The sequence below is a fragment of the Paraburkholderia sp. 35.1 genome (genome assembly GCF_050436525.1).
Lineage (GTDB): Bacteria > Pseudomonadota > Gammaproteobacteria > Burkholderiales > Burkholderiaceae > Paraburkholderia > Paraburkholderia tuberum.
The window spans coordinates 1,055,999-1,081,321 of record NZ_JBNDMJ010000003.1; the positions used below are offsets into that span (position 1 = coordinate 1,055,999).

Here is a 25,323-nt window from a genome sequence, read left to right on the forward strand (position 1 = left end):
TTTGCGGCTTGGAGGTGTGGCCGAGTGGTTTAAGGCACCGGTCTTGAAAACCGGCGAAGGAGCAATCCTTCCGTGAGTTCGAATCTCACCGCCTCCGCCAGGCTTTCAAGAAAAACCCCGTAAGTTCAGTGACTTACGGGGTTTTTGTTTTTCTGGCCCGAGGTGGAGCAGTTCTCCGCTCTGATAGACCAGCGGTACGGTCGCTGCCCGCGAGCATCCGCGCTACGGGCGCGAAAAGCCGCAATGTTCGTGCGGGCGCTTTTTTCCGTTTCGTCGAGAGCCGTCGAGATTTTGGGCGGTCGCCCATGTACGGACTGCCTGTCGCACAGTAATTATCTGACTGCTGTCAACTCCGGCAGCGACTTCAGATAGACCATCGACACACCCATGTCCCTGTCCGTATTTGAAATGCACTCCGTGGAGCTGTTCTGCCAGCGGCCACCGGGTGCCTGTTATGTCATCTGCGACGAATGGCACTATAAGGCGTGCCTCGGCAAGGCCGCAGACCTTCAGAGGGCTAGGGCGGAGACCCGGGAATTTCTTGCTATCGCCGCACTGAATCGCAGGAAGTGGGAGGAGGACCGGAAACTGATTAGGAATCTCATTGGCAGTCACTGGCTGTTTTTTCATGATGTACGGGACCGCAACCCTGATACCGATGGCTGGTGGGTGATCGTTGCTCTTCTCGAAGAGATTCGCCGGGGCAAACTGCTTGCCGTTAAAGGTCCGCGTAATGGCCTGTTTCCGTCACCGTACAGCAGCACGCCGTTAATGAATCCCATAGCGAGGACAGGCAGTCACCCGGACGGCGAACCCATTTTGTCCGTCCAGTATGATCCGGCCACCTGGCAAACCCGGTTGAACGCTGCGCGGGCAGCCAGGGCTGGCGATAGAGGCTCATCAACGCTGCTCGGCGACGCGCAGCCGTTTGAGTATGTGCCTGATGCGTTGAGCGGCGATGTGGTTGAACTCGCCGAGAGCACGAACAACCCAAACTACGCGGCGAAGATGCTGGGGTATGACCGCAAGACCTTCGGCAGGATGATCCATATGATGAAAGAAGACAATCGAATGCGCGGGGACGACAACGTTATTTGGCACGACGATGGGAATGTCGAGTTCAGAGGCGCGATCATCGACAACATGCATAGCTGGGCACCCTGAGAGAAACAGAGATGGCACCCGAACACAAACTCGCCCACGCAGCGTTCACGATCTATCAGGACACCGAGCCGCCCGAATTCTGGACGAACTATTTTGGCGTATCACCATCTCGCGCGGGAGCCAAAGGGCAGCCCAGGTTAATGCCGTCCGGCATGATGAGCAGCATTCCTTGGCGGCAAGGCACATGGATCGTTTCGAGCGCGGAGGCAATAATGAGCGACGATCTGACGCCTCATCTTCGCTATCTGGTGGGCCACCTCGGGCTACCCCGTGCCGATTTGCGAGAACTCATCGAGCGCACTTGCGCGCAGATGCGCTTCTTCTGCTATTGGGACAACGAGAGCGGCGACCGCGTGCCTGACGTGCCCGACGATATTCGCACCATGATGGAAGCCATGGGCGGCACGGTCGAGATCGATGAATATCGATAGAGCCTCGCTCGAATGCACAAGCCGATGCTCGGGAATTGGCTTTTTTTGCAACCCTGCAAGGCACAGCGCGAGTGTTATGGGCCGCACTTCTGAATTAATCCTCTATGCTGCAAACAGGCACGGCCCACACTTCCATCATCGGCCGGCGCTGTTCCATCAAATCGGTGCGGTGATAAGCCGCCTAAATCTTGTTCGACACGGTATGGGCAAGCGCCCGCTCGGCAAGGTCGCGCGCATAGCCCTGTTCGCTGGCCCAATCGCGGGAGCTTGAACGGAAGCCGTGCAATGTCGCCGTGCGCCCCGGCGTGTTGCTGTTCGCCTTCACAGGCTGCGCAATTGTCGATTTTGGTCTCTTCGAGGATGCGCTCGCGGATTGCGGGCGCTGCGCGCGCAGCCAGGGCTGGCAATAGAGGCGCGTCAACGCTGCTCGGCGACGAATCTAGAAAAACATCATCGGCAATATGCAGGACTATGCAAACTGATCTTCATACGATGAACGCACATCAACTCGCACATGCATCATTTTCGATAGCCGGGGATGATTTAGATCCCGAAGTCTGGACCCGATATTTCAGCGTTACACCGGATACGGCGATAGTCAAAGGGGAGCGGTTTATGACTCCGTCGGGGCGACTGAGCAGCGTTCCGGGGCGTACCGGCGTATGGGGGGTGAGAAGCAAAGCCGCCGTTCGTAGCGACTCCCTGGAACCGCATCTCCGCTATCTTATTGATCGCCTGAACTTGCCGCGAGATGACTTGCGCCAGCTACTCGCAGACAAGGGCGCACAGATGCGTTTCTTCTGTTATTGGGACAACGAGAGCGGCGACCGCGTGCCTGATGTGCCCGACGATATTCGCACCATGATGGAAACCATGGGCGGCACCGCTGAGATCGATGAATATCGATAGAGCCTCGCTCGAATTCACAAGCCGATCCTCGCGAGTCGGCTTTTTTGTGCGACCTTGTAAGGCACAGCGCGAGTGTTATGGGCCGCACTTCTGAATTAATCCTCTATGTCGCAAACATGCACGGCCCCCGTACCCACCATCACGACCTAAACCACCGCCACCGCCTCAACCTCGATCTTGAACCCATAGTGCAACTGCGGCACCGGCACGACCGCGCGCGCCGGCCTTGCCTCGCCGGCCCAGCCCGCATAGATCTGATTGAAGCTCGCCCAATGTTCGACATCGACGACATACACGCGTACCTGCACCAGTTGCGCGACGCTGCTGCCGACGCTTTCGAGCGCCGCCTTCACATTGGCCAGAACCTGTTCGGCCTGCGCGTCGAACGACGCATCGGCGAGCTTTTCGCCTTGCGCGTTGATCGGCAACTGCCCGGACACGAAGACAAAGCCATTCGCGACCGCGACATGACTGTAGTGGCCGCCGGGTTTCGCCAGCGCGGCCGGATTGTCGGTGTGGGGCAAACGTGAGGCGTGCGTGCTATCGGTCATCGACCACTCCAGAAGTGAAAATCTCGGAGCGATTCATCGCCGTGCTTCATTCAGCACGAACCCGCGCACGACGCATCACGCATCACGCGTCCGCCATCTCGAGCTTTTCGCGCGCATCCGCGCAACGACGATTCAGATCGCGATGCATCAACTGGCTATCGAGCAGAGCCGATACATCCGTCAAACCGTGATCAAAGCGCAAGACGTATTCGATGTCGGTGTAATCGTAATAAGCGCCGCTGTCGGCCAGCCGTTGCGCTTCGGCGAATGCGGCAAATTGCCGTTCGCCGTTCATCAGGTCTTTGATCGCCATGAGTGCCGCTCCGAGGAACAGTGACTTCATCATAGCAATGCAAACCGCGACGCACGGTGGTGCGCGCGCAACACCAGGTGTTTTCCGGAGACGCGTCCGATGAACTCACGCGTCGGCCGATGCCCACAGCCGCAATAGCACGATCGCCATCCGGTTTTCACGCCGTTTTCACAGCGCTCGCGCAGCGCTCACCCTCGATATCCGAACAACACGCTCACACAGCCGCAACCGGCGACTTCGTCCCGTGCCAACGCATCACGAGCATGCGTCCGACAAAGCACAGACAGCCCGCCACGCCGACCACGATACCCATGCCCTTCGGCGTGCCGTCCTGCCACAGTCCGACCGCGAGGCTCGACAGTGCGCCGAGCGCGAGCTGCACCGCGCCGAACACGGCCGCCGCGGCGCCCGCGTTGGCGGGATAGCGATGCATCAGATCGGTCGTGCAGTTGGCGGACAACACGCCCACCACGCTGACGACAAAGAACAGCCCGAACACGATCGACCATAAGCCGCCCCACCCCGTCAGCGACACGACGGACACGAACAGCGACGCGACGAAGCTCACGGTCGCCGCGAACGAGATGATCGGCACCGGCCCGAGCCGGCCGACGAGCCGCGTGTTCAGGTAATTGCCGAACATGATGCCGACGATGTTCAGCGCGAACAGGAATCCATAGTGCTGCGCGGACACGTGGAAATACTCGATGTATACGAACGGCGTCGCCGTGATGTACGCGAACATCGACGCGAACGCCATGCCGCCGCACAACATGTGTCCCCACGCAACCGGATCGCGCAGCAGCGTGCCATACGCGCCGAACGACTTCAGCAGCGCCGACTGCGCGCGCATCTCGCGCGGCCACGTCTCCGGCACCTTCAGGAATGCGGTCACCGCGCACACGGAACCGAACAGCGTCAGCGCGACGAACACGGCGCGCCAGCCGCCCAGCAGCAGCAACTGTCCGCCGATCAGCGGCGCGAGCAGTGGACCGATCGCCGTGACGATCGCGATCATCGACAGGACGCGCGCCGCGTCGCCCGGCTCGTGCGCGTCGCGCGCGATCGCGCGAGCCAGCACCGACGCCGCGCCCGCGCCCAACGCCTGCACGAAGCGGAAACCCACCAGCGAGCCGATCGAGACCGACAGCGAGCAGGCGATGCTCGCGAGCGCATACATGATGATGCCGCCAAGCAGGATCGGCCGACGGCCATACGTATCGGACAGCGGACCGTACAGCAGCATGCCGATCGAAAAGCCGAACATGAAGCTCGTCAGCGTCGATTGCGCGGCGCCCGTGCCGACCGCGAAGGCCTGCGCGATGGTCGGCAGGCTCGGCAGATACATGTCGATGGAAATCGGCCCGCACGCGGCCAGCGCGCCGAGCAACAGGATCAGCCGGCCATCGGGCCGGCGTCTGACGACGTGAGACATGGGAAATCCGGATGGAACGCCGCGCCGGCATCGGCAGCGGAACGGGTGAAGCGGGAACGGCCATCAGTTGACCGGCTCGATTGTACGCGACGGTTAATCCGCTGACGGCGCTCGTGGCCCGCTGCGTGGACGTTGCGCGACAGCACCGCGCGGCGCGGCGCGGCGCGGCGCAATCAGCCTCGATCGGTTAAGCTGCCGCCAGCATGCCCAACGCGCTTCCGTATGCGCAGCTTGACGGCCCGACATAAAAGCTCGACGTCGCGCAACACCCTTCCCTTGATCCCGTTCGAACCCGCGATGACCGCCTTCCTGCTCATCTGGAGCCCCAAAAAATGGCCGTGGCCCGAGTTGCCCGACATCGCGAAACGCGTGGCGGCCGGCGACGCGGTGGCCGACGTGTGGGGCTGCGGCTTTGCGCGCGGCATCCTGCCCGGCGATCGCGTGTTCCTGCATCGCGTCGCGCAGGAGCCGAAGGGCATCTTCGGTTCGGGCTACGTGACGCGCGCGCCCTACGAAGTCCCCGACGCGGCGACCAAACGCGGCTACCGGCTGTGCATCGATTTCGTCTACGACTGGCTCGTCGATGCGCATCACGCGCCGGTCATCACGCGCGATCAGCTGCGTGTGCATCCGTTCTCGGTGCAGACGTGGGATGCGCAAAGCTCGGGCACGATCATCAAGCCGATCGCCGAAGGCGCGCTGGAGAAGCGCTGGGCCGAATTGACCGGCAGGCGCAAGCCGCCGACGATACCCGCACCGGGCAGCTAGGCGAAACACGCGCCGCCGCGACCGCCCGCCCGCACAGCCCGCCGGCGCCGACTCCGGTACAATTTCTCGATCCACCCCAGCATCGCGCGAAGGGTCCGCGGGAATCGTCCGAGGCCCTTTGCGCCGCTGCGCAACCCCTGTTCCCTATTCCACCCATCGCCATGTCCAGAAACGAAACCCTCTTCGAACGCGCGCAACGCACGATCCCCGGCGGCGTGAATTCGCCGGTGCGCGCTTTCCGTTCCGTCGGCGGCACACCGCGTTTCATCGAGCGCGCGCAAGGCCCGTACTTCTGGGACGCGGACGGCCAGCGCTATACCGACTACATCGGCTCGTGGGGCCCCATGATCCTCGGCCACGTTCATCCCGAAGTGCTGGAAGCCGTGCAGCGCGCGCTCGTGAATGGCTTTTCGTTCGGCGCGCCGACCGAGTCGGAAGTCGAGATCGCCGAGGAAATCTGCAAGCTGGTGCCGTCGATGGAACAGGTGCGCATGGTGTCGAGCGGCACCGAGGCGACGATGAGCGCGCTGCGTCTCGCGCGCGGCTTCACGAACCGCAGCCGCATCGTCAAGTTCGAAGGCTGCTATCACGGCCACGCGGACAGCCTGCTCGTGAAGGCCGGCTCGGGCCTGCTGACCTTCGGCAATCCGACCTCGGCGGGCGTGCCGGTCGATATCGCGAAGCACACCACCGTGCTCGAATACAACAACGTCGCCGAGCTCGAAGAAGCGTTCAAGGCGTTCGGCAACGAGATCGCCTCGGTGATCGTCGAGCCGGTCGCTGGCAACATGAACCTCGTGCGCGCGACCCCTGAATTCCTGCAGGCGCTGCGGCGCCTGTGCACCGAGTACGGCGCGGTGCTGATTTTCGACGAAGTGATGTGCGGCTTCCGCGTCGCGCTCGGCGGCGCGCAGCAACGCTACGGCATCACGCCGGACCTCACCTGCCTCGGCAAGGTAATCGGCGGCGGCATGCCGGCGGCGGCGTTCGGCGGCCGGCGCGACATCATGGCTCACCTCGCGCCGCTCGGCGGCGTCTATCAGGCGGGCACGCTGTCGGGCAATCCGATCGCGGTCGCGGCCGGCCTGAAGACGCTGCAGCTGATCCAGGCGCCCGGCTTCTACGACACGCTCGCCGCGCGCACCACGCGTCTCGCGCAAGGGCTCGCGCGGGCGGCACGCGAAGCGGACGTGCCGTTCGCGGCCGATGCGCTCGGCGGCATGTTCGGCATCTACTTTCGCGAATCGATCCCGACGAGCTTCGCCGACGTCACGAAGAGCGATGTGCCGCGCTTCAACGCGTTCTTCCACAAGATGCTCGACGCGGGCGTGTACTTCGCGCCGTCCGCGTATGAGGCCGGCTTCGTGTCGAGCGCGCACGACGACGCGGTGATCGACGCGACGATCGACGCCGCGCGCGGCGCGTTCGCAGCGTTGAAAGGCTGAAGCCGGGCCCGAAGCAAAGGCCGCAACTCGCACGACCCAGACACCGCACCACTACGGACACCGATGTTCTCGCAAACCGATTTCGTCCACATGGAACGCGCGCTCGCGCTCGCGAAGCGCGGCATGTACACGGCCGACCCGAATCCGCGGGTCGGTTGCGTGCTCGTCAGAAACGGCGAGGTGATCGGCGAAGGCTTCACGCAGCCGGCCGGCCAGGATCACGCCGAAATTCGCGCGCTGAAGGACGCGCGCTCGCGCGGCCACGACCTGCGCGGCGCGACCGCCTACGTGACGCTCGAACCGTGCAGCCATTTCGGCCGCACGCCGCCGTGCGCGAACGCGCTGATCGAAGCGCAGATCGGCCGCGTGATCGCGGCGATGGAAGATCCCAACCCGCAGGTCTCCGGCCGCGGTCTCGCGATGCTGCGCGAAGCCGGTATCGAAGTACGCTGCGGGCTGCTCGCGAACGAAGCGCGGGAGCTGAACATCGGCTTCGTATCGCGCATGACGCGCGGCCGTCCGTGGGTGCGCATGAAAGTGGCGGCGTCGCTCGATGGCCGCACCGGCTTGCCGTCGGGTGAGAGCCAGTGGATCACGAGCGCGGCCGCGCGGGCCGACGGTCATGCGTGGCGTGCGCGCGCGTCGGCGATCCTGACCGGCATCGGCACTGTGCGCGAGGACAATCCGCGCATGACCGTGCGCGCGGTCGATACACCGCGCCAACCGCACCGCGTGCTGATCGACAGCCAGCTCGACGTGCCGCTCGACGCGCTGATCCTGGCCGGCGCGCCGACGCTGATCTTCTGCGGCGAGCTCGACGCGCGTCTCGAAGAACGCGCGAGCGCGCTGCGCGAGCGCGGCGCCGAGATCGTGCCGCTGCCGAACGCGTTCGGCAAGGTGGATCTCCCGCGCATGCTGAGCGTGCTTGGCGAGCGTCACGTCAACGAGCTGCACGTCGAAGCCGGCTACAAGCTGAACGGTTCGCTGCTGCGCGAAGGCTGCGTCGATGAACTGCTGGTCTATCTCGCGCCGAGCCTGCTCGGCGTGGACTCGATGAGCATGTTCAATCTGGACGCGCCCGACCAGCTCGAAGACCGCGTGAAGCTGAATTTCCACACGGTCGAGCGGATCGGCGACGATCTGCGGATCCTCGCGCGTTTCGCGCCGACAGCCTTACCCGGGACCGACACCGTGTCTCCCACCGTTTCGAAATGATCAAGGACTAGCACGATGTTTACAGGAATCGTCGCGGCAGTGGGCCGCATCGAATCAGTCAAGCCGCTCGGCACGGGCGGCGACGCGGGCGTGCGCCTGAACGTCGAGGCGGGCGGGCTCGACCTCGCCGATGTGCAGCTCGGCGACAGCATCACGATCCAGGGCGCCTGCATGACGGTGGTCGCGAAGACCGCTCATTCGTTCGAGGTCGACGTGTCGCGCGAGAGCCTGAACCGCACGGCCGGTCTCGGCGAAACCAACGAGGTCAATCTCGAGAAAGCGCTGCGCGCACATGACCGGCTCGGTGGACATATCGTGTCCGGACACGTCGACGGACTCGGTATCGTCACGCGTTTCGCCCCGGTCGGCGAATCGCACGAGCTGCGCATTCTCGCGCCGCGCGACATCGGTCGTTATCTCGCGTACAAGGGATCGATTACGGTCAATGGCGTGAGCCTGACCGTGAACTCCGTCGTTGATCGCGACGACGGCTGCGAGTTCTCGATCAATCTGATTCCGCATACCGTGCAGGTGACGGCGCTCAAGCATCTGCACGACGGGGTAAAAGTGAATCTGGAGATCGATCTGATTGCGCGCTATGTGGAGCGGATGCTCAATGCGCCGCGCGATGGCGATCCATCCTCGACGTAACCTGGCCACTTCCCTCGATACCGTTACGCGATACCTGGAGCGCATGCTCGGTGCGTATCGGGACAGCGATCGATCTGCGCAGCAAGCCGGTTTGGGCGAGGCGAATCCGGGGCCGTGACCCAGCGCGCGTGCACGATCCGAAGCTGACAAACACAAGTGCGGTGATGTGCTCCTGCAGCGCGCGGCGCGGCGCGCTCTTGTTGCCAGACACTTGACGAGTTCGCCGTCGACTTCGTCTTCCTCGTACTCGTCGCTACGCGTGACGACCGGCAGCAAAGGCTTGTTCCGGTGCAATTCGCGGCCGAGCTCGTCGAGCTCCTGCACCTGGCCGGGCGACGTGGAGCTGGTGAGCCACAACACACCATCGGCGCTATCGGTGAAGCGCTGCGTCAACGCGGCGTTGTCCGGCGTCACAACTCCTCGACGCTTCAGGGATTCGGCCGGCAAGACCGCCGGCCGTTGGCAACGAAAGGCGGCGGCCGTGTCGCCCCGGCGCCGCCTCGTGCGATTACGCTTCGGCCGAAGCGCGCGGACGATGGACGAGCTGGTTGTCCTTACCCTGGACCAGCGGCGTGATCGTGAAGTTGAACTCGATCTCCTTGTACGTATCGGCCTTCAGGCCCAGCGCCGCGCCACCGCTTTTCTCGACGACCGGCGGAATCAGCTCTTCGCGCGTTGCATACGCGAAGTCATCCCAGATCAGCGGATCGCCTTCGATGTTGAACTGCGTGGTCAGCTTGCGATGGCCGTCGCTGCTGACGAAGAAGTGCACGTGCGCCGGACGGTTGCCGTGACGGCCCAGCACGTTCAGCAACTGCTGCGTCGAGCCGTGCGGCGGGCAGCCGTAGCCTACCGGCATCAGCGTGCGGACCTCGTACTTGCCGTCGGCGCCGGTCTTCACCGCGCCGCGCAGGTTGAAGTCGCTCTGCGCGCCGGTCGGATCGAAGTGCGAGTAGAAGCCCTTCGAGTTCGCGTGCCAGCACTCGACGACCGCGCCGGCGACCGGCTTGCCGTCCAGATCCTTGACCGTGCCGCGGATCACGAGCGGGCCCGCGTCTTCGTCCGGGTTGATGTCGATCTTCGAGACGCCCTCGCGCACCGTCGCGCCGGCGACGTACAGCGGGCCTTCGATCGTACGCGGCGTGCCGCCTTCGAGACCGATCTTCTTGTCCTCGGCGTCCATGCGGATGTCGAGATACTTCTCGAGACCGAGGCCGGCCGCGAGCAGCGCCGCTTCGCCGTCCTGACCGAGCTTGTTCAGATAGTTGACGCCGGCCCAGACTTCGTCGGGCGTGATGTCGAGGTCATCGATTGCCTTGAACAGGTCGCCCAGCAGCCGGAAAACGATCTGCTGGAAACGCGCGTTGCCATTCCCGGCATCGACGTTGGAAGCGGCTTTCAGCAGATCCTGCACTTCTTTGGTTTCAAATACTTTGACGCTCACGATGACTGTCTCCAGTTGGTATAGGGGGAAAAGATGGCTTTGGATGCGCTCGCCGTCAAAAGCGCCTGGCCCCTGGGCTCAGATGTCGTCGTCCCGAATCGACGACGGGTGACGACACAGAGGCGTCACCGAAATCTTCATGTACGGGAACAGAGGCAAGCCGGACAGAACGTCGTGAAGTTCGGCATTGCTCTCTACATCGAAGATGCTGTAATTCGCGTACTCGCCAACGAGGCGCCAGATATGACGCCACTTGCCGCTACGCTGGAGCTCCTGCGAGTAAGCCTTCTCGCGGGTCTTGATTTCGTTCGCCACTTCGGCCGGCATGTCGACCGGCAGGTGCACGTCCATTCGCACATGGAAAAGCATCGTTGAATCCTCTTGATCTAAATCCGTTTAGCGGGTGACCTTCATCAGCCCGTCTCGCGTGAATCGTTCGACCTTCGCCTCGTCGAGTTCGATGCCGAGACCCGGGCCGTTCGGCACGGTCAGTTCGAAGTCGCTGTAGTCGAGCGGCGTGGTCAGAATTTCTTCGGTGATCAGCAACGGCCCGAACAGCTCGGTGCCCCATTGCAGATTCGCGAAGCTCGCGAACAGATGCGCCGACGCCACCGTGCTGAACGCGCCTTCGAGCATCGTGCCGCCGTACAGCTCGATGCCGGCGGCATCTGCGATCGCGGCCACGCGCTGCGCGGCGAACAGGCCACCGCTCTGCTCGATCTTGATCGCGAATACATCGGCGCCGCCGTTCTTCGCGATCTCGAACGCGCTGTCCGGGCCTTGCAAGACTTCGTCGGCCATCAGCGCGACCGGGAAGCGGCGCATCAGTCGCGCGAGCGCCGCGGCGGACGCGACCGGCTGCTCGACCAGATCGCAGCCCGCGTCGGCCAGCGCGGGAATCGCCCAGGCGGCCTGGGTCTCGCTCCACGCCATGTTCACGTCGACGCGCACCGCGGCGCGCTCGCCGACCGCTTTCTTGATCTCGGCGACGTGCTTGATGTCGGTCTTCAGTTCCTTCGCGCCGATCTTCAGCTTGAAGACCTTGTGGCGGCGCACGTCGAGCATGTGCTCGGCTTCGGCGATGTCCTTCGCGGTATCGCCCGACGCGAGCGTCCACGCAACCGGCAGGCGCTCACGGCGACGGCCGCCGAGCAGTTCGCTCACCGGCACGCCGAGACGTTTGCCTTGCGCGTCGAGCAGCGCGGTTTCGAGCGCGCTCTTCGAGAAATGATTGACCTTGACCAGCTTGCCGAGGTGCGCCATCAGCGCCTGGATCTGCGTCGCGTCCTTGCCGATCATCGCCGGGGCGAAGTAGGCGTCGATCGCGAGCTTCATTGCTTCGGGGCTTTCCGGGCCGTAGGCCATGCCGGCGATCGTGGTGCCTTCGCCAATCCCGACGATGCCGTCGCTGCAGTAGACCTTGACCAGCATCAGCGTCTGCCCGTACATCGTGGCGACCGACAGCTTGTGAGGGCGGATCGTCGGCAGATCGACGAGGCGCGTTTCGATACGTTCGATGGTCGCTTGGGTCATGGCGGCTGCGGCGGGAAGTGAGTTCATTGGATGTTTTTATACCCTTCGTCCGTTTGGCCCGTCCAATACTTTTCCTGTCCTTTTTCATACCTGCAGGGTATGGTGAGGCCAGCAAGCCCGGCCTTTCTATGGATTTTGCATTGCACCATGCAGGTGGGGCATCGAAAAAGAGGCCGTTCTTGCGCCTCAAACATGACGTGAGTCAATGTTCGATGCATGGAGAGCATGTTGTGTAACCATCCAGATCGCGCAGTGAGTACTCCGTCGTTTCGGACTGCGGTTCATGCGCGCGGGCAACACTGCCCCTACAACTCGCCGCGCGCGGCTAGCGCGGCGATGCGCTCGGCGGTGCGACACGCGATCGCCTGAATCGTCAGCGACGGATTCACGCCGCCCACGGTCGGAAACACCGAGCCGTCGCACACCCACAGGTTGCGGATGTCCCAACTGCGGCAGTCCGCGTCGACGACGCTCGTCGACGGATCGTCACCCATGCGCGCGGTGCCGTTCAGGTGGCAGGTGTCGTCGGTCTCGCGCCAGATCTCCTTGCCGCCGGCGGCCGCGAGCGCCTGCTCCATGAAGTCGAGCGAATGCGCGATGAGCCGCTTGTCGTTGTCGCACCATGAATAGGTGACGCGCGCGATCGGCAGCCCGTACTGGTCCTTCTCGTCGGCAAGCGTCACGCGGTTGCGCTGCTGCGGCAGCATCTCGCCGACGATCTTCAGCCCCGCCTGGTGGTTGTACTTGAGCATCTCCGCGCCGAGCGCGTCGCCCCACAAGCCGCGGCCATTCTGCACCGCGACCCATCCGTTCGGCAGCGGCCCCTGGCTCATGTAGCAGTAGCCGCCGAAAAAATCTTTGCCCTTGTCTTCGTAGTTCCAGTGCTCGGTGAGCGCGAGCGACGGCGGCCCCTTGTACCAGCGGATGTCTTCATCGAAGGTGCCGTAGACGCCCTGATTCGACTGCGCCATCAGGTTTTTGCCTACGAGTCCCGAACTGTTCGCGAGTCCGTCGGGAAAGCGGCTGTTGGCCGACATCAGCAACAGGCGCGGCGTTTCGATCGCGTAGCCGGCCACCACCACGTGCTTCGCGCGCTGGAATCGCCAGCGTCCTTCGCGCAGATATTCGACGCCGGTGGCGAGCCCCGCGTCGTTGGTGACGACGCGGCCGACCATCGCCAGATCGCGCACCTCGGCGCCGGCTCGCAGCGCACGCGGGATCCACGTCACGAGCGCGCTTTGCTTCGCGTTGGTCGCGCAGCCGGACACGCAAAAGCCGCGGTACACGCACGGATGCGCGCGGCCGCGCGGCGCGGAGAGGGTCGCGAGCGGCGTCGGGCTCCAGCCGATGCCGAGCGCCTCGGCGCCGCGCGCGAGCACCAGCGCCGCCGCGTTCAGCTCATGCGCGCGATACGGATAGCGCGGCCGCCTCGGCCCCCACGGATAGTTCACCGGTCCGGAGATTTTCAGCGCGTCCTCGACCTCGCCGTAGTAGTGCCACATCTCGCGCCAGTCGAGCGGCCAGTCGGCGCCATAGCCGAGCACGCTGCGCGACTTGAACCACTCGGGCCGAAAGCGCAGCGACACCATCGCGAAATGGACCGTGCTGCCGCCCACCGCCTTGCCGCTGTTGTTGTTGCCGAGCTTCAACGGATTGTCGCCGTCGCAGATGCGCTCGTCGGTCCAGAACAGTTTTTCCTGATGCGCTTCGTCAGACGCGAACTCTTCGAGCGGACGCCACCACGCGCCGGCATCGAACGCGACGACCTTGAAGCCTTTTTCCGCAAGCCGGCACGCAAGCGTGCCACCGCCGGCGCCGGTGCCGACGATCGCGAAATCGACCTCCTCGCCGTCAGGGTACGTGCGCATCGGCACCCAGCCGCCGCGCTGGAACACGTCGGGTGCGCGGCCGTCCTTGCCGCGCGGCCGTTGCTGCGCGTCATCGGACACGGCGGTTCTCCTTCGCGGCCTGCTCATGGGTGTCGGGCGTCGCTTCGACCGCCTCCCACGGATCGCGCCGGTTCAGGTACATGCGCACGTAGCCGCGCGGATTCGCCGGGCCGCCGAAGCCGATCTCGCTCCACGCGTGCGGGTGCGAGTAGTAGAGCCCGCAGATGTCGTGCAGCACGCGCTCGCCGAAGAACAGCTTCGACGGCATGCCGCGCCACGCGGGGTTCGTCAGTTCGCCGCGCTGCATCTCGCCGAGCAGCGCGATCTGCGTGTCCGCCGCGAGGCTCGCGAACGGCAGGCCGCCCCGTTCGCGGCACTCGGCATCGAGCGCGGCGAGCCCGATGCGCCAGGCGTCGCGCATCGGCGGCAAACGGGCGTCGCGGTAGCCGTCGTTGCCGTTGCCGGCGAGCCTCGCGTCGAGCAGGGCGGCAAGCGGCACCACCGGTTGCGCATTCGCTTGCGGCACGATGCGGGCGCACAGCGACGTGACCGCGAGCCATTCGACCGCGTTGAAAAAGCGCGGCTCGAGCGGTGTCGCGAGGCGTTCGGCGATCACCGCGCGGGTGTGCGCGTCCCACGACGGCGTCGTGCGTTTGTCGAGCACGTCGTAGCCGGGATAGCGGGTGGCTCGGGTCGAGCGTGGTCGGTTGGTCATTTTTCAGTCTCCCGCAGACGCAGTGCGGCGAGCCCGGCGAGCGCCAGCGCGGAAAAGCTCGGCGGCGCGGGCAGCGGCGGCCCGTCGAACAGATTCTGGCTCCAGTTGCGCCAGCCGCCCTGACGACGCGCGATCCCGCGCGCGTGAAAACCCGCGCCGACAAAGCCGAGCACGGTCGTGACGCGTAACCAGAGCCGCGTGTACCAGCGCTCGCGCGGAGCGGACAGCGCGGCATGCGCGAGCAGCGCGGCGGTGATGGGCGCAATGCTGACCGGCGCGTACATCGCGCGATGCTGAAACGCGCCACGAAAATGCAGCAGCGCGGCCTCCCCCACCGTGCCGACGAGACCCGCCGCGACCAGCAGACCGAGCGCCTGACCGGCCGGCATGCCGAGCAGTTGCGGGTCGTCTGCGGGCTCGTCGCGCAAGCGTTCGGCGACGGCACCGAGCGCGCCTGACAGCAGCAACGCGCTCGGCGCGCCGAGCGGTGCCGCGTGAAACAGGTTGTTCCAGCTCCAGCCGCCCGGCCGCTTCATCACGTTGTAGAAATGGAAGCCCGTGCCGGCGATGCCCGAAGCCGCCGCGGCCAGATAGATCGCATGGCGCGCGCGATGCGTCTGGCCGCGACGATCCGCGCCACCATGCAGGCCCGCGGCGAGCGACAGAGTCGCGCTGACGAGTGGCGTGAACATCGCGGGGTTGTCGAACGAGCCGCGGTAGTGCTCCATCGCGCTGTCGGCGAGCACCGACAGCGCGAGCAGCGCGGAGCTGTGGTTGAAGGTGCGGGCCGCTTCGACGTGTGCCTCCACCTCGGCGGTGGGTTCGCTCGCGTGCACGCGCGCCGGCGCGCGCTGATGGCTGCGGGCGGCACACGTCGGGAACGTCACGGATGCCCGACGCTCGTGGTGTTGCGGGCCGCTCTCACGCCGTTCGCGATGCGACTCAGGTCTTCCCGCGCCGCGCGCGGCCAAGGCCGCGACGGCCGTCACCGCCGCCGCCGTGTACAGCAATCCGGGTACGCGTGAAGAGCCCATCGATATCCCTTCCTTGTCGTGGCCTTGCTTTATTTGATGAGGTAGCGCTCGGCGTCACCATGCTTGAACTCGAGCCCGCAACCGGGCCGCGACAGATCCGGCTCCATCTGGCCGTCGCGCAACCGCGGCGCACCGTCGAACAGCATGGCTTCGATCCGGACGTGGTCATGGAACCACTCCTGATGGCGCAAGCGCGGCGCCGCGCACGCGACGTGCAGATGCAGCGCCGGTGCGCAATGCGCGGACAGCGGCACGTGATACGCGTCGCACAGCGCGGCGGCCTGCAGAAAACCGGTGATGCCGCCGCAACGGCTCGCGTCGGCCTGCAGCACATCGACGGCCCCCGCCGCGAGCAGGTGGCGGAAGTCGTCGAGCGTGTAGCCGTATTCGCCGGCGGCGATCTCCATGCCGGCCGGCACGCGCTCGCGTACGCCGCGCAGGCCCGCTTCGTCGTCCGAAGACACGGGCTCCTCGAACCAGCTCACCTGGTGCTCGGCGAAACGTTGCGCGTAGTACAGCGCCCGTTGCGGCGTGAACGCGCCGTTCGCGTCGACGAACAGGCCCGCGCCGCCGATCGCCGCGCGCGCCGCCGCGACGCGCGCCGGGTCCTTGTCCGGCTCGCTGCCGATTTTCATCTTTACCCACCGGCAGCCGTCCTGCGCGACCCAGCCGGCGAACTGCTGCTGCAAGCGCTGGTTCGTATACGTGGTGAAGCCGCCGCTGCCGTAAGCCGGCACGGCCGGGCGCAACGCGCCGAGCAGCCCGACGAGCGGCACGCCGAGCAGCTTCGCCTTCAGGTCCCACAGCGCGCAGTCGATTGCCGAAATGGCTGTCGCGGCCAGTCCCGCGCGGCCGAGATTGCGCACCTGGCGTTGCAACCGTTGCCAATGCGCGCCGACGTCCAAGCCGTCGTGATTCAGCACGCAGGCGGCGAGCGCGCCCTGGATCAGCGCGACGATGCAGGCATCGCTGTACGTGTAGCCGATGCCGGTGTCGCCGCCCGCGTCGACCTCGACGACGACCAGCGTGGTCGCGTCCCACGCGAACGTGCCGTCGGCCTCCGGCGCGTCGGTCGGAATGCGGTACGCGCTCGCGCGCAGCGCGCTCACGGGCGCTTGCGACGAGCCCCCGCTCGTGGCGCCGCGCTTCATCGACGCGCTCCTTGCGCGCGCGCGTGACGCCCTTCATTGATGCAACAGCCGACGGTCCCCGACATTCCGGTCTCCAGGTGGTAGTGAGACGAAGCTGCCTGCTGCGTCGCAAGTACCGTTCCGCACTATTGCAATCCGTAAAGCGGGCCGCGCTGGAGCACACTTCGCGTTGCCGCCAACGCCACTCGCGCGCGCGCCCACCGTTTCGACGAGCATGGCAACCCCGCCCGGCTCGTCACGGTCGGCCGAACGGCCTATGTCGTCTGGCGGAGGCGACTTGGGCTCGCGCGTGGCGTAAAATACGCGCTTTCCCGAAAAACTCGCCAACATGACGCTCGCCTCCACCCAAGAGATCATTGCCGAACTGAAAGCCGGTCGGATGGTGATCCTCGTCGACGAAGAAGACCGCGAGAACGAGGGCGACCTCGTGATCGCCGCCGAGTTTGTCACTCCGGAAGCGATCAATTTCATGGCTCGCTACGGCCGCGGCCTGATCTGCCTGACGCTGACCCAGGATCGCTGCCAGCAGCTGAACCTGCCGCTGATGACCTACCGCAACGGCACGCAGTACGGCACCGCGTTCACGGTCAGCATCGAAGCGGCCGAAGGCGTGACGACCGGCATCTCGGCGGCCGACCGGGCCCGCACGATCGCGGCCGCGGTCGCGCCGGACGCGAAAGCCGAGCACATCGTGCAGCCGGGCCATATCTTCCCGATCATGGCGCAGCCGGGCGGCGTGCTGGTGCGTGCCGGCCATACCGAGGCCGGCTGCGACTTCACGAGGCTCGCGGGCCTCACGCCTGCCGCGGTGATCTGCGAAGTGATCAAGGACGACGGTACGATGGCGCGTCTGCCGGACCTGCTCGAGTTCGGCAAGGAGCACGGCCTGAAGACCGGCACGATCGCCGATCTGATTCACTATCGCAGCCGCACCGAGTCGATCGTCGAGCGTGTCTGCGAACGTACGATGCAAACCGCGCACGGCGCGTTCCGCGCGGTCATGTATCTCGATCAGCCGAGCGGCCAGCCGCACATCGCGCTGGTGCGCGGCACGCCGATGCCCGATCGCGACACGCCGGTGCGCGTGCACGAGCCGCTGTCGGTGCTGGATCTGCTCGAAGTCGGCGAATCCACCCATTCGTGGACGCTGGACGCGGCCATCCAGGAAATCGCAGAACGCGATCTCGGCGTGGTCGTACTGCTGAACTGCGGCGACTCGAAAGACCATCTGATCGACGTCTTCAAGGCGTTCGACTCGAAGGAAAAAGCGGACGCGCTGAAGCGCCGGCCGGTCGACTTCAAGACCTACGGCATCGGCGCGCAGATTCTGCGCGATCTCGGCGTCGGCAAGATGCAGGTGCTGTCGAATCCACGCAAGCTCGGCAGCATGTCGGGTTATGGTCTCGAAGTCACGGGCTTCATTCCGATGCCCGGCAGCAAAACGCAAGCCCCGCAACTCTGATCCGGCCACTCACGCGCCTCGCGCCCACTCAAACACTACGGAATTCATATGGAAATCGGACAATACCAACCGAATCTCGACGGCGACGGACTGCGCATCGGCATCGTCCAGGCGCGCTTTAACGAACCCGTCTGCAACGGCCTCGCCGACTCCTGCATCGAAGAACTCGAACGCCTCGGCGTGACCGGCGAAGACGTGCTGCTCGTCACGGTGCCGGGCGCGCTGGAAATCCCGCTCGCGCTGCAAAAGCTCGCGGAAAGTGCGCAATTCGACGCGCTGATCGCGCTCGGCGCGGTGATCCGCGGCGAGACCTACCACTTCGAGCTGGTTTCGAACGAAAGCGGCGCGGGCATCGCGCGCATCGGCCTCGACTTCGGCATTCCGGTCGCGAACGCGGTGCTGACCACCGAGAACGACGAGCAAGCCGTCGCGCGCATGACCGAGAAGGGTCGCGACGCCGCGCGCGTGGCTGTCGAAATGGCGAACCTCGCGGTCGCGCTCGAGCAACTCGGCGGCGATGACGAAGATGAAGACGAAGACGACGAGGAAGAGGCATGAAGAGCGCACGCCGACGCTCCCGCGAACTGGCCACGCAGGGGCTTTACCAGTGGCTGCTGTCGGGCTCGCCCGGCGGTGAGATCGACGCGCAACTACGCGGCGCGCAAGGTTACGACAAGGCCGATCACGAGCACCTGGACGCGATCCTGCATGGCGTGATGCGCGATTCCGAAGCACTTTCCGCCGCGATCGCGCCGTGCCTCGACCGTCCGATCGATCAACTGTCGCCGGTCGAACGCGCGGTGCTGCTGGTCGCCGCGTTCGAACTGAAGAATCACGTCGACATTCCGTATCGCGTGGTCATCAACGAAGCGGTCGAGCTGACCAAGACGTTCGGCGGCTCGGACGGCTACAAGTACGTGAACGGCGTGCTCGACAAGCTCTCGGCGCAACTGCGCGCCACCGAGACGCAGGCGGCTCGCAAGAGCTGAGCGCGGCGCCGGTGGGGCCATGCCGCGCATCGGCTCCCTGCCACGTCGCACTGCACAGGGCGAAGCACCTCGATCGCCCGCAAGGACGGCGCTGCGCGCATCGATGAACGCATCATTTGATGGGTAGGCGCCGTCCTGCTTCTGAACTGGACTGACCGTATGAACTCCGTGACCGAACCTCTCGTGCGGCTTGCCGCGCGCGTCGATGCCATCCAGCCTTTCTACGTGATGGAACTGGCCAAGGAGGCCGTGCTGCTCGAACGCGCGGGGCGCGACATCATTCACATGGGCATCGGCGAGCCGGATTTCACGGCGCCCGAGCCGGTCATCGAGGCGGCCGCGAGCGCGCTGCGCCGCGGCGTCACGCAGTACACCAGCGCGCTCGGCGTGCACGCGCTGCGCGATGCGATTTCCGCGCATTACGCCGAGTTCTACGGCATCGACGTCGATCCGGCGCGGATCGTGGTGACCGCGGGCGCATCGGCCGCGCTCTTGCTGGCGTGCGCGGCGCTCGTCGATCGCGACGACGAAGTATTGATGCCCGACCCGTGCTATCCGTGCAACCGCCATTTCGTAATCGCCGCCGAAGGCAAGCCGGTGATGGTGCCGAGCGGGCCGGCCGAGCGCTTCCAGCTGACCGCCGCCGACGTCGAACGCCTGTGGGGCGAGCGCACCCGCGGCGTGCTGCTCGCGTCGCCGTCGAATCCGACCGGCACGTCGATCGAGCCGGCCGAACTCGAGCGCATCGTCAAGGCCGTGCGCGCGCGCGGCGGCTTCTCGATCGTCGACGAGATCTACCAGGGCCTCAGCTACGACGCCAAGCCGGTGTCGGCGCTGTCGTTCGGCGACGACGTGGTCACCGTCAACAGCTTCTCGAAGTACTTCAACATGACCGGCTGGCGGCTCGGCTGGCTCGTCGTGCCGCCCGCGATGGTCAGCGCGTTCGAAAAGCTCGCGCAGAACCTGTTCATCTGCGCGTCGGCGCTCGCGCAGCACGCGGCGCTCGCCTGTTTCGAGCCGGAGACGATCGCGATCTACGAAGCGCGGCGCCTCGAATTCAAGCGACGCCGCGACTTCATCGCGCCGGCGCTCGAATCGCTCGGCTTCTCCGTGCCGGTGATGCCGGACGGCGCGTTCTACGTGTACGCGGACTGCCGAGGCGTCGCGCATCCGGCGGCCGGCGACAGCGCGGCGCTCACGAAGGCGATGCTGCACGATGCCGGGGTCGTGCTGGTGCCGGGCATGGACTTCGGCACGCACGCGCCGAAGGACTACATCCGGCTGTCATATGCGACCGCGTATCCAAAGCTCGAAGAGGCGGTCGAGCGGCTGGCAATGCTGTTCGGGCGGCATTGACGCATCGGGATTGATTCGGCAGCAACCGTGCCAGACGCAAAAAAGGACACCCGAGGGTGTCCTTGTTGTTTTCATGCGGCACGGCAACGTCTAACTCAAGCCCCCAGCTCCGACGCCGACGCCACGTGGCGCGTCGTCGAATTGGCGCTCGCGTCGTCCTGATCGGCCGGCTGCGTGTGCACCGCCGACGTCGCCTGGCTCAGCGCGTGACCGCCTTGCAGCGTCACCTGAACGCGCTTGCCGTTGCCACCACTCGTCGCCGCGGCTGGCGCCGGCGTGGCCGACGCGGTCAGCACCGGAGCTTGCGGCGCATTGATCGGCACCTTACGGCCGCGCGCGACGTCGCGCAGACGACCGCGCTCGGCCATCACCTTCGCGCCGTACCCGCCGTCATCCGGCGTGGTGGAGCCGACGTACAGACGCAGGCCGCCCGGCAGCGAGCCGCCACGCGCGATGCAATCCTTCAGCACGAGCGCGCCGACCTTGATGTTCGCGAGCGGTTGGAGCGCCGCGCTTTGGCCGCCGAAATACTGGAATTTGTCCGAATGCACCTTCGACATCACCTGCATCAGGCCCTGCGCGCCGACGCCGCTCTCGGCGTACGGATTGAAGCCCGATTCGATCGCCATCACTGACAGCAGCAGCAGCGGATCGAGGCCGACTTCGCGGCCGGTGTCGAACGCGGCTTTTACGAGCTCGCCGACGGGCTCCTGAGCGACGCGATAACGCCGCGCGAGGTACGACGCGACCAGGTCCTGCTCGTGGCTCGACACGAGCACGCGGTCATCGCGTGCATCGGCGGACACGCGCTGCTGCGGAATCAGACGTGCGAGCGCGCTGACGCCCTGCATCGTGCGCGGATCGAGGCCGTTGAGCGCGGCGGCGCTCGTGCCCGACGTGCCGGCGCCGTCGAACGCGCCGTCGAAGCCGGTGGTGGCCGCGGTGAGGGTCATGCTGCCGTCGTTCGAGCCATCGGTGGGACTCGGCGTGGTCAGCATGTTCGGCGAATTGGCCGACAGCGATTCGTCGGAGGATGCGTCGGCGTTTCTGGTCGGTCCGATGGCGGGCAGCGGATTGCCTTGCAGCAGGCGGGCGGGGCCCGCTTGCACGGCGGCGGAAATGACCGGCATCAGACGCGCGGCGAGCGCGCCGCGCCAGGTCGGCATCAGCCACAGTGCGAGAGCCAGCACCACGGCGATCCCGCCGACAATGCTGAATAGGTGATGACTCAGTCGCGTCCCGCTGCGCAGCGCACCGCGCACAATCTGCGCAATACGCTCATCGGGACGCCACGATAACCAGGCGTTCATTCAGATCTCCCATCTTGCATGATCCGCGAACTTCGCCGGGACAAATCAGGCGGTACGGCGCGCTCGCAGAGTCAGGACATCGCGTGCTCTCTGGTTGGGCAGCAGCGACGTCGGGAAAACGGCAACAAATACCGTTTGGGGAGCCATCTCAAAAACAGCCCACACATACTCGATGTGTATCGGGCTTGGCTCCCACGCGAAAAACCAGCGTTGGTGGACGCTGGTGAGGGACTTCAATAATGCCGTTCTACCCTGCAGGGAAGCAAAACGGTGACGCGTTGCGTCTGAGGACCGGGGGCGACGGTAAAAAGGTTAACGCCCTGCAACCAATGTGGACGGATTCTATGCACGGTTTTATAGATCGTCAACACTATAGAATTCAAGAATGATAACTTTTCGTAATTATGAACAGTGTTCAGTCACCCGAGAACCGCGCTCAATGCGCGTTTCGGGCGATCCGACCCTGGCTGTTTGGACTAGACCATTTGGTCGATCTACGTGCGGCGGCTAACGCAGGTAAAATCGACAATCGTTTTTTGCGTCAGATAGGTACCAACGCCGTTCCTCCTGCCTCCCCGTCCTATGCGCCGTGCATGCGGCCCTGAACCGTCACAGATGAAATACAAAGACTTACGCGATTTCATCGGCCGCCTCGAGGCGATCGGTGAATTGCGCCGAATTTCGCAAAAAGTGTCGCCGAATCTCGAAATGACCGAACTTTGCGACCGTGTGCTCCACGCGGGCGGCCCGGCTCTGTTGTTCGCGAACACCGAGCGGCACGCGTTCCCGGTGCTCGGCAATCTGTTCGGTACGCCGCGCCGCGTCGCGCTTGGCATGGGCATCGATGCCGAAGCAGGCGCGGGCGACCAGGCGGCGCTCGAATCGCTGCGCGATGTCGGTCGGCTACTCTCCGCGTTGAAGGAACCCGAGCCGCCGAAAGGGCTCAAGGACGCCGGCAAGCTGCTGTCGCTAGCGAAGGCCGTGTGGGACATGGCGCCGAAGACGGTCAACGCACCGCCCTGCCAGGAAATCGTCTGGGAAGGCAATGACGTCGACCTTGCCAAGTTGCCCATTCAGACCTGCTGGCCCGGCGATGCCGGGCCGTTGATCACCTGGGGTCTGACTGTCACGAAAGGGCCGAACAAGAGTCGACAAAACCTGGGTATCTATCGCCAGCAACTGATCGGGCGTAACAAGCTGATCATGCGCTGGCTGGCGCATCGCGGCGGCGCGCTCGATTTTCGTGAGTTCGCGCTTAAAAATCCCGGCAAGCCGTATCCGGTGGCCGTCGTGCTCGGAGCGGACCCGGCGACGATTCTCGGCGCGGTCACGCCGGTACCCGACACGCTGTCCGAATACCAGTTCGCCGGCCTGCTGCGCGGCGGGCGCACCGAGCTCGCGAAATGCGTCACACCGGGCGTCGACGGTCTGCAGGTCCCCGCGCGCGCCGAGATCGTGCTCGAGGGCTTCATCTATCCGCAGGAAGGCGCGCCCTCGCCCGCCCCGGCCGGCGCACCGCCGCGTCCGTCGAAGGGTGCGTCGGCCACGTACGAACACGCGCTCGAAGGCCCGTATGGCGATCACACCGGCTACTACAACGAACAGGAGTGGTTCCCGGTCTTCACGGTCGAGCGCATCACGATGCGCCGCGACGCGATCTATCACTCCACCTACACCGGCAGACCGCCCGACGAGCCGGCGGTGCTCGGCGTCGCGCTGAACGAAGTGTTCGTACCGCTGCTGCAGAAGCAGTTCACCGAGATCACGGACTTCTATCTGCCGCCCGAAGGCTGCAGTTACCGCATGGCGATCGTGCAAATGAAGAAGAGCTACCCCGGCCACGCGAAACGCGTGATGTTCGGCGTGTGGAGCTTCCTGCGGCAGTTCATGTATACGAAGTTCATCGTCGTCGTCGATGAGGACGTCAATATCCGGGACTGGAAGGAGGTGATCTGGGCGATCACCACGCGAGTGGACCCGACGCGCGACACGGTGCTCGTCGACCGCACGCCGATCGACTATCTCGATTTCGCGTCGCCGGTAGCCGGCCTCGGCTCGAAGATGGGGCTCGACGCAACCAACAAGTGGCCGGGCGAAACCGACCGTGAATGGGGCCGCCCGATCGTGATGGACGACGCGGTCAAACAGCGCATCGATAGCTTGTGGAACGAGTTGGGCCTCAGCCTGTAGCGCGCGCGGGACAACACAATCAATAACGGATGGAGCGCTCGCGCGGATGCACGCTTTTTCAATGATGTCGGACGGCTTTTTTCTGTCCTTGTCGCTGTGCCTCGATATCGGTCTCGTCAACGTCGCGATCATTTCGCTGACGCTGTCGCACGGCTTTCGGCCGGGCTTCTGGCTCGGCCTCGGCTCGTGCGTCGGCGATCTCATTTACGCGACGCTCGCGCTCGCGGGCATGGCCGCGCTGCTGCAGTTCGAATCGGTGCGCTGGGTCGTATGGATCGGCGGCGCGGCGATCCTCCTGTTTCTCACCTGGAAGATGGCGCGTGAAGCGATGTTCCCGGCCGCGGCGCAAGCTGTTGCCGGCGAAGGCGACGCGGCTGCGCCGCATCAGTCGGCATGGCGCGGGTTTCTGAGCGGCGTGCTGCTCGCGGTGTCGTCGCCGTCGGCGATCCTGTGGTTCGCAGCGGTCGGCGGCGCGCTGATCGCGAAGGCCGGCGCAACGAGCCCGACAACCGCGCTGATCTTCCTCGGCGGATTCTTTCTGGGCGGCCTGTGCTGGACGCTTTTCATCTGCGGGCTCGGCAGCCACGGACGCAAGCGCGCGGGCGCCGGTCTGCTGCGCGCGTGTCACGTTCTGTCGGCGCTGCTGTTCGCCTATTTCTCGTACAGCGTGATCGTCAACGGGTATCGCGACCTGATCGTGCAGAGCACCGCGCAAGTGGCAAGCTGAAGCGGCTCGCGAAATCGGGTAGGAGGCGGGGTTGCCCCCGCCGTCCTCCCACAACACCGGACGTACGGATCACGTATCCGGCGTTTCCTGACGACTGGATTGCTCCAGCGAGCTTCGTTTCGTTCGTCGTGTCGCCTGTCGTTCAATGGACACCCCAACCTCTCTCAGGCTTCCGGCCGTCAAGTTTGATCGCAGGCTCCCGGCTGTGCCGAGACTTGTGCCCAAACGCTCAGAGAGCACGCGTGACTATCCACTCTCGTCAGGTTCGGCCCTTCACTGCTCCGGTTCCGAGCCGCTACTATGGCCTCTGCTGACTCCCGCCAGCCCATCCCGGCACCTTGCGATGCCAGTAGCACAAGGCAGACTGACGGGGCTCCCAGGGTAATGCGCGCGACCTTCCTGCTTATGCCTGTCGGATCTACGTCGTGGCGTTCCGTGCAAGTATTGGGCTTTACAGATCTTGGACTGCTCACCCCGCCACACCGCCTGATATCCGCTTCCTGTTCGTCAGGCCAGCATTTTGCCTGCGGCTTCCTTCAGATTCCGCCTTACGACGGACACCCTTGCCGTTCAGCTAGCACTTCCCCTTGCCGGGTGTGCAGAGGACTTTCACCCCCAAGTCATCCGGCTCGCCACCACAG

At 65.0% G+C, this 25,323-nt stretch carries 25 protein-coding genes, 1 tRNA gene and 1 pseudogene; 14 read left to right on the forward strand and 13 right to left on the reverse strand.

Going from position 1 to position 25,323, the window contains the following annotated elements; genetic code table 11:
* Window positions 1–10 precede the first annotated feature (10 nt).
* The 3 genes from OKW27_RS24875 (at window position 11) to OKW27_RS24885 (ending at window position 1,595) form a co-directional block, all read left to right on the forward strand.
* Window positions 11–100: transfer RNA gene (locus OKW27_RS24875), tRNA-Ser, on the forward strand.
* 287 nt (window positions 101–387) lie between these two features.
* The gene (locus OKW27_RS24880; RefSeq protein ID WP_090801461.1) at window positions 388–1,164 is read left to right on the forward strand and encodes a hypothetical protein; all 777 of its coding nucleotides are present in this window, start codon (window positions 388–390) and stop codon (window positions 1,162–1,164) included.
* 11 nt (window positions 1,165–1,175) lie between these two features.
* Window positions 1,176–1,595: a DUF4279 domain-containing protein gene (locus OKW27_RS24885; RefSeq protein ID WP_090801462.1), complete on the forward strand. Its 420-nt coding sequence runs from the start codon at window positions 1,176–1,178 to the stop codon at window positions 1,593–1,595.
* 181 nt (window positions 1,596–1,776) lie between these two features.
* Here the strand turns inward: OKW27_RS24885 and OKW27_RS24890 are convergent, their stop codons facing one another.
* A complete protein-coding gene (locus OKW27_RS24890) occupies window positions 1,777–2,016 on the reverse strand; it encodes a hypothetical protein (protein WP_222944933.1) in 240 nt (79 codons plus the stop codon).
* 50 nt (window positions 2,017–2,066) lie between these two features.
* Here OKW27_RS24890 and OKW27_RS24895 point away from each other — a divergent pair, with 50 nt between their 5' ends.
* Window positions 2,067–2,504, forward strand: a complete 438-nt coding sequence (locus OKW27_RS24895) for a DUF4279 domain-containing protein (RefSeq protein ID WP_244144925.1) — start codon at window positions 2,067–2,069, stop codon at window positions 2,502–2,504.
* A 146-nt stretch (window positions 2,505–2,650) separates the two neighbouring features.
* Here OKW27_RS24895 and OKW27_RS24900 read toward each other — a convergent pair whose 3' ends face one another.
* The 3 genes from OKW27_RS24900 to OKW27_RS24910 form a co-directional block, all read right to left on the reverse strand.
* A complete protein-coding gene (locus OKW27_RS24900; RefSeq protein WP_090801464.1) occupies window positions 2,651–3,055 on the reverse strand; it encodes a RidA family protein in 405 nt (134 codons plus the stop codon).
* Window positions 3,056–3,137: 82 nt separating this feature from the next.
* On the reverse strand, window positions 3,138–3,368 hold the full coding sequence (locus tag OKW27_RS24905; RefSeq protein WP_090805429.1) for a hypothetical protein: 231 nt from the start codon (window positions 3,366–3,368) through the stop codon (window positions 3,138–3,140).
* A 214-nt stretch (window positions 3,369–3,582) separates the two neighbouring features.
* Window positions 3,583–4,803, reverse strand: a complete 1,221-nt coding sequence (locus tag OKW27_RS24910) for a Bcr/CflA family multidrug efflux MFS transporter (RefSeq protein ID WP_090801465.1) — start codon at window positions 4,801–4,803, stop codon at window positions 3,583–3,585.
* A gap of 297 nt (window positions 4,804–5,100) precedes the next feature.
* Between OKW27_RS24910 and OKW27_RS24915 the strand changes: the two genes are divergently transcribed.
* The 4 genes from OKW27_RS24915 to OKW27_RS24930 all read left to right on the forward strand — a co-directional run bounded on the left by OKW27_RS24915 (window position 5,101) and on the right by OKW27_RS24930 (window position 8,882).
* Window positions 5,101–5,571, forward strand: coding sequence for a hypothetical protein (locus tag OKW27_RS24915; protein ID WP_429335172.1), 471 nt, complete (start codon window positions 5,101–5,103; stop codon window positions 5,569–5,571).
* A gap of 161 nt (window positions 5,572–5,732) precedes the next feature.
* On the forward strand, window positions 5,733–7,016 hold the full coding sequence (gene hemL / locus OKW27_RS24920) for a glutamate-1-semialdehyde 2,1-aminomutase (RefSeq protein ID WP_429335173.1): 1,284 nt from the start codon (window positions 5,733–5,735) through the stop codon (window positions 7,014–7,016).
* A 63-nt stretch (window positions 7,017–7,079) separates the two neighbouring features.
* Entirely contained in the window at window positions 7,080–8,231 is a 1,152-nt protein-coding gene (gene ribD, locus OKW27_RS24925; RefSeq protein WP_090801471.1) for a bifunctional diaminohydroxyphosphoribosylaminopyrimidine deaminase/5-amino-6-(5-phosphoribosylamino)uracil reductase RibD, read from the forward strand.
* A gap of 15 nt (window positions 8,232–8,246) precedes the next feature.
* Window positions 8,247–8,882: a riboflavin synthase gene (locus tag OKW27_RS24930; RefSeq protein WP_429335174.1), complete on the forward strand. Its 636-nt coding sequence runs from the start codon at window positions 8,247–8,249 to the stop codon at window positions 8,880–8,882.
* A gap of 166 nt (window positions 8,883–9,048) precedes the next feature.
* Here the strand turns inward: OKW27_RS24930 and OKW27_RS24935 are convergent.
* The 8 genes and pseudogenes from OKW27_RS24935 to OKW27_RS24970 all read right to left on the reverse strand — a co-directional run.
* Window positions 9,049–9,296 (reverse strand): annotated as a pseudogene (locus OKW27_RS24935) (hypothetical protein); the annotation flags it as partial.
* 94 nt (window positions 9,297–9,390) lie between these two features.
* Complete coding sequence (gene catA / locus OKW27_RS24940; protein ID WP_429335175.1) at window positions 9,391–10,326, reverse strand: catechol 1,2-dioxygenase; 936 nt, start codon at window positions 10,324–10,326, stop codon at window positions 9,391–9,393.
* Between the two features lie 78 nt (window positions 10,327–10,404).
* Window positions 10,405–10,695, reverse strand: a complete 291-nt coding sequence (catC, locus tag OKW27_RS24945; protein WP_429335176.1) for a muconolactone Delta-isomerase — start codon at window positions 10,693–10,695, stop codon at window positions 10,405–10,407.
* Window positions 10,696–10,722: 27 nt separating this feature from the next.
* Window positions 10,723–11,859 carry a muconate/chloromuconate family cycloisomerase gene (locus tag OKW27_RS24950; protein ID WP_429335177.1) on the reverse strand — a complete coding sequence of 379 codons (1,137 nt, stop codon included), beginning with the start codon at window positions 11,857–11,859 and terminating at the stop codon, window positions 10,723–10,725.
* Between the two features lie 305 nt (window positions 11,860–12,164).
* A complete protein-coding gene (locus OKW27_RS24955; protein ID WP_187614101.1) occupies window positions 12,165–13,808 on the reverse strand; it encodes a GMC family oxidoreductase in 1,644 nt (547 codons plus the stop codon).
* Window positions 13,798–14,463 (reverse strand): gluconate 2-dehydrogenase subunit 3 family protein, encoded by a 666-nt coding sequence (locus OKW27_RS24960; protein ID WP_187614102.1) that lies wholly within the window; start codon window positions 14,461–14,463, stop codon window positions 13,798–13,800. The genes OKW27_RS24955 and OKW27_RS24960 overlap by 11 nt, the downstream gene beginning before the upstream one ends.
* Window positions 14,460–15,497 (reverse strand): hypothetical protein, encoded by a 1,038-nt coding sequence (locus OKW27_RS24965; protein ID WP_090801483.1) that lies wholly within the window; start codon window positions 15,495–15,497, stop codon window positions 14,460–14,462. Before OKW27_RS24965 ends, OKW27_RS24960 begins: the two co-directional genes overlap by 4 nt.
* A gap of 29 nt (window positions 15,498–15,526) precedes the next feature.
* Window positions 15,527–16,648 (reverse strand): enolase C-terminal domain-like protein, encoded by a 1,122-nt coding sequence (locus OKW27_RS24970; protein ID WP_429335178.1) that lies wholly within the window; start codon window positions 16,646–16,648, stop codon window positions 15,527–15,529.
* Between the two features lie 328 nt (window positions 16,649–16,976).
* On the opposite strand from OKW27_RS24970, the gene ribBA reads away from it, so the two are divergent.
* The 4 genes from ribBA (at window position 16,977) to OKW27_RS24990 (ending at window position 20,455) form a co-directional block, all read left to right on the forward strand.
* Window positions 16,977–18,110 (forward strand): bifunctional 3,4-dihydroxy-2-butanone-4-phosphate synthase/GTP cyclohydrolase II, encoded by a 1,134-nt coding sequence (ribBA, locus tag OKW27_RS24975; RefSeq protein ID WP_429335179.1) that lies wholly within the window; start codon window positions 16,977–16,979, stop codon window positions 18,108–18,110.
* Between the two features lie 48 nt (window positions 18,111–18,158).
* Window positions 18,159–18,668, forward strand: a complete 510-nt coding sequence (gene ribH / locus OKW27_RS24980; RefSeq protein ID WP_429335180.1) for a 6,7-dimethyl-8-ribityllumazine synthase — start codon at window positions 18,159–18,161, stop codon at window positions 18,666–18,668.
* Window positions 18,665–19,099 (forward strand): transcription antitermination factor NusB, encoded by a 435-nt coding sequence (gene nusB / locus OKW27_RS24985; protein ID WP_090801489.1) that lies wholly within the window; start codon window positions 18,665–18,667, stop codon window positions 19,097–19,099. The genes ribH and nusB overlap by 4 nt, the downstream gene beginning before the upstream one ends.
* A 159-nt stretch (window positions 19,100–19,258) precedes the next feature.
* Window positions 19,259–20,455: a pyridoxal phosphate-dependent aminotransferase gene (locus OKW27_RS24990; RefSeq protein ID WP_429335181.1), complete on the forward strand. Its 1,197-nt coding sequence runs from the start codon at window positions 19,259–19,261 to the stop codon at window positions 20,453–20,455.
* A 95-nt stretch (window positions 20,456–20,550) separates the two neighbouring features.
* On the opposite strand, the gene OKW27_RS24995 is transcribed toward OKW27_RS24990, so the two are convergent.
* Window positions 20,551–21,765: a transglycosylase SLT domain-containing protein gene (locus tag OKW27_RS24995; protein WP_187614107.1), complete on the reverse strand. Its 1,215-nt coding sequence runs from the start codon at window positions 21,763–21,765 to the stop codon at window positions 20,551–20,553.
* Window positions 21,766–22,380: 615 nt separating this feature from the next.
* On the opposite strand from OKW27_RS24995, the gene OKW27_RS25000 reads away from it, so the two are divergent.
* Both OKW27_RS25000 and OKW27_RS25005 read left to right on the forward strand, forming a co-directional pair.
* A complete protein-coding gene (locus OKW27_RS25000; protein ID WP_429335182.1) occupies window positions 22,381–23,955 on the forward strand; it encodes a UbiD family decarboxylase in 1,575 nt (524 codons plus the stop codon).
* Window positions 23,956–24,001: 46 nt separating this feature from the next.
* Entirely contained in the window at window positions 24,002–24,682 is a 681-nt protein-coding gene (locus OKW27_RS25005; RefSeq protein WP_429335183.1) for a LysE family translocator, read from the forward strand.
* The last annotated feature ends 641 nt before the right edge of the window (window positions 24,683–25,323 follow it).

Coding starts and splice junctions, on each gene's coding strand:
- OKW27_RS24880 (WP_090801461.1), top strand. CDS start 388: ATGTCCCTGTCCGTATTTGAAATGCACTCCGTGGAGCTGTTCTGCCAG.
- OKW27_RS24885 (WP_090801462.1), top strand. CDS start 1,176: ATGGCACCCGAACACAAACTCGCCCACGCAGCGTTCACGATCTATCAG.
- OKW27_RS24895 (WP_244144925.1), top strand. CDS start 2,067: ATGCAAACTGATCTTCATACGATGAACGCACATCAACTCGCACATGCA.
- OKW27_RS24900 (WP_090801464.1), bottom strand. CDS start 3,055: ATGACCGATAGCACGCACGCCTCACGTTTGCCCCACACCGACAATCCG.
- OKW27_RS24905 (WP_090805429.1), bottom strand. CDS start 3,368: ATGGCGATCAAAGACCTGATGAACGGCGAACGGCAATTTGCCGCATTC.
- OKW27_RS24910 (WP_090801465.1), bottom strand. CDS start 4,803: ATGTCTCACGTCGTCAGACGCCGGCCCGATGGCCGGCTGATCCTGTTG.
- OKW27_RS24915 (WP_429335172.1), top strand. CDS start 5,101: ATGACCGCCTTCCTGCTCATCTGGAGCCCCAAAAAATGGCCGTGGCCC.
- hemL (WP_429335173.1), top strand. CDS start 5,733: ATGTCCAGAAACGAAACCCTCTTCGAACGCGCGCAACGCACGATCCCC.
- ribD (WP_090801471.1), top strand. CDS start 7,080: ATGTTCTCGCAAACCGATTTCGTCCACATGGAACGCGCGCTCGCGCTC.
- OKW27_RS24930 (WP_429335174.1), top strand. CDS start 8,247: ATGTTTACAGGAATCGTCGCGGCAGTGGGCCGCATCGAATCAGTCAAG.
- catC (WP_429335176.1), bottom strand. CDS start 10,695: ATGCTTTTCCATGTGCGAATGGACGTGCACCTGCCGGTCGACATGCCG.
- OKW27_RS24950 (WP_429335177.1), bottom strand. CDS start 11,859: ATGACCCAAGCGACCATCGAACGTATCGAAACGCGCCTCGTCGATCTG.
- OKW27_RS24960 (WP_187614102.1), bottom strand. CDS start 14,463: ATGACCAACCGACCACGCTCGACCCGAGCCACCCGCTATCCCGGCTAC.
- OKW27_RS24965 (WP_090801483.1), bottom strand. CDS start 15,497: ATGGGCTCTTCACGCGTACCCGGATTGCTGTACACGGCGGCGGCGGTG.
- OKW27_RS24970 (WP_429335178.1), bottom strand. CDS start 16,648: ATGAAGCGCGGCGCCACGAGCGGGGGCTCGTCGCAAGCGCCCGTGAGC.
- ribBA (WP_429335179.1), top strand. CDS start 16,977: ATGACGCTCGCCTCCACCCAAGAGATCATTGCCGAACTGAAAGCCGGT.
- ribH (WP_429335180.1), top strand. CDS start 18,159: ATGGAAATCGGACAATACCAACCGAATCTCGACGGCGACGGACTGCGC.
- nusB (WP_090801489.1), top strand. CDS start 18,665: ATGAAGAGCGCACGCCGACGCTCCCGCGAACTGGCCACGCAGGGGCTT.
- OKW27_RS24990 (WP_429335181.1), top strand. CDS start 19,259: ATGAACTCCGTGACCGAACCTCTCGTGCGGCTTGCCGCGCGCGTCGAT.
- OKW27_RS24995 (WP_187614107.1), bottom strand. CDS start 21,765: ATGAACGCCTGGTTATCGTGGCGTCCCGATGAGCGTATTGCGCAGATT.
- OKW27_RS25000 (WP_429335182.1), top strand. CDS start 22,381: ATGAAATACAAAGACTTACGCGATTTCATCGGCCGCCTCGAGGCGATC.
- OKW27_RS25005 (WP_429335183.1), top strand. CDS start 24,002: ATGCACGCTTTTTCAATGATGTCGGACGGCTTTTTTCTGTCCTTGTCG.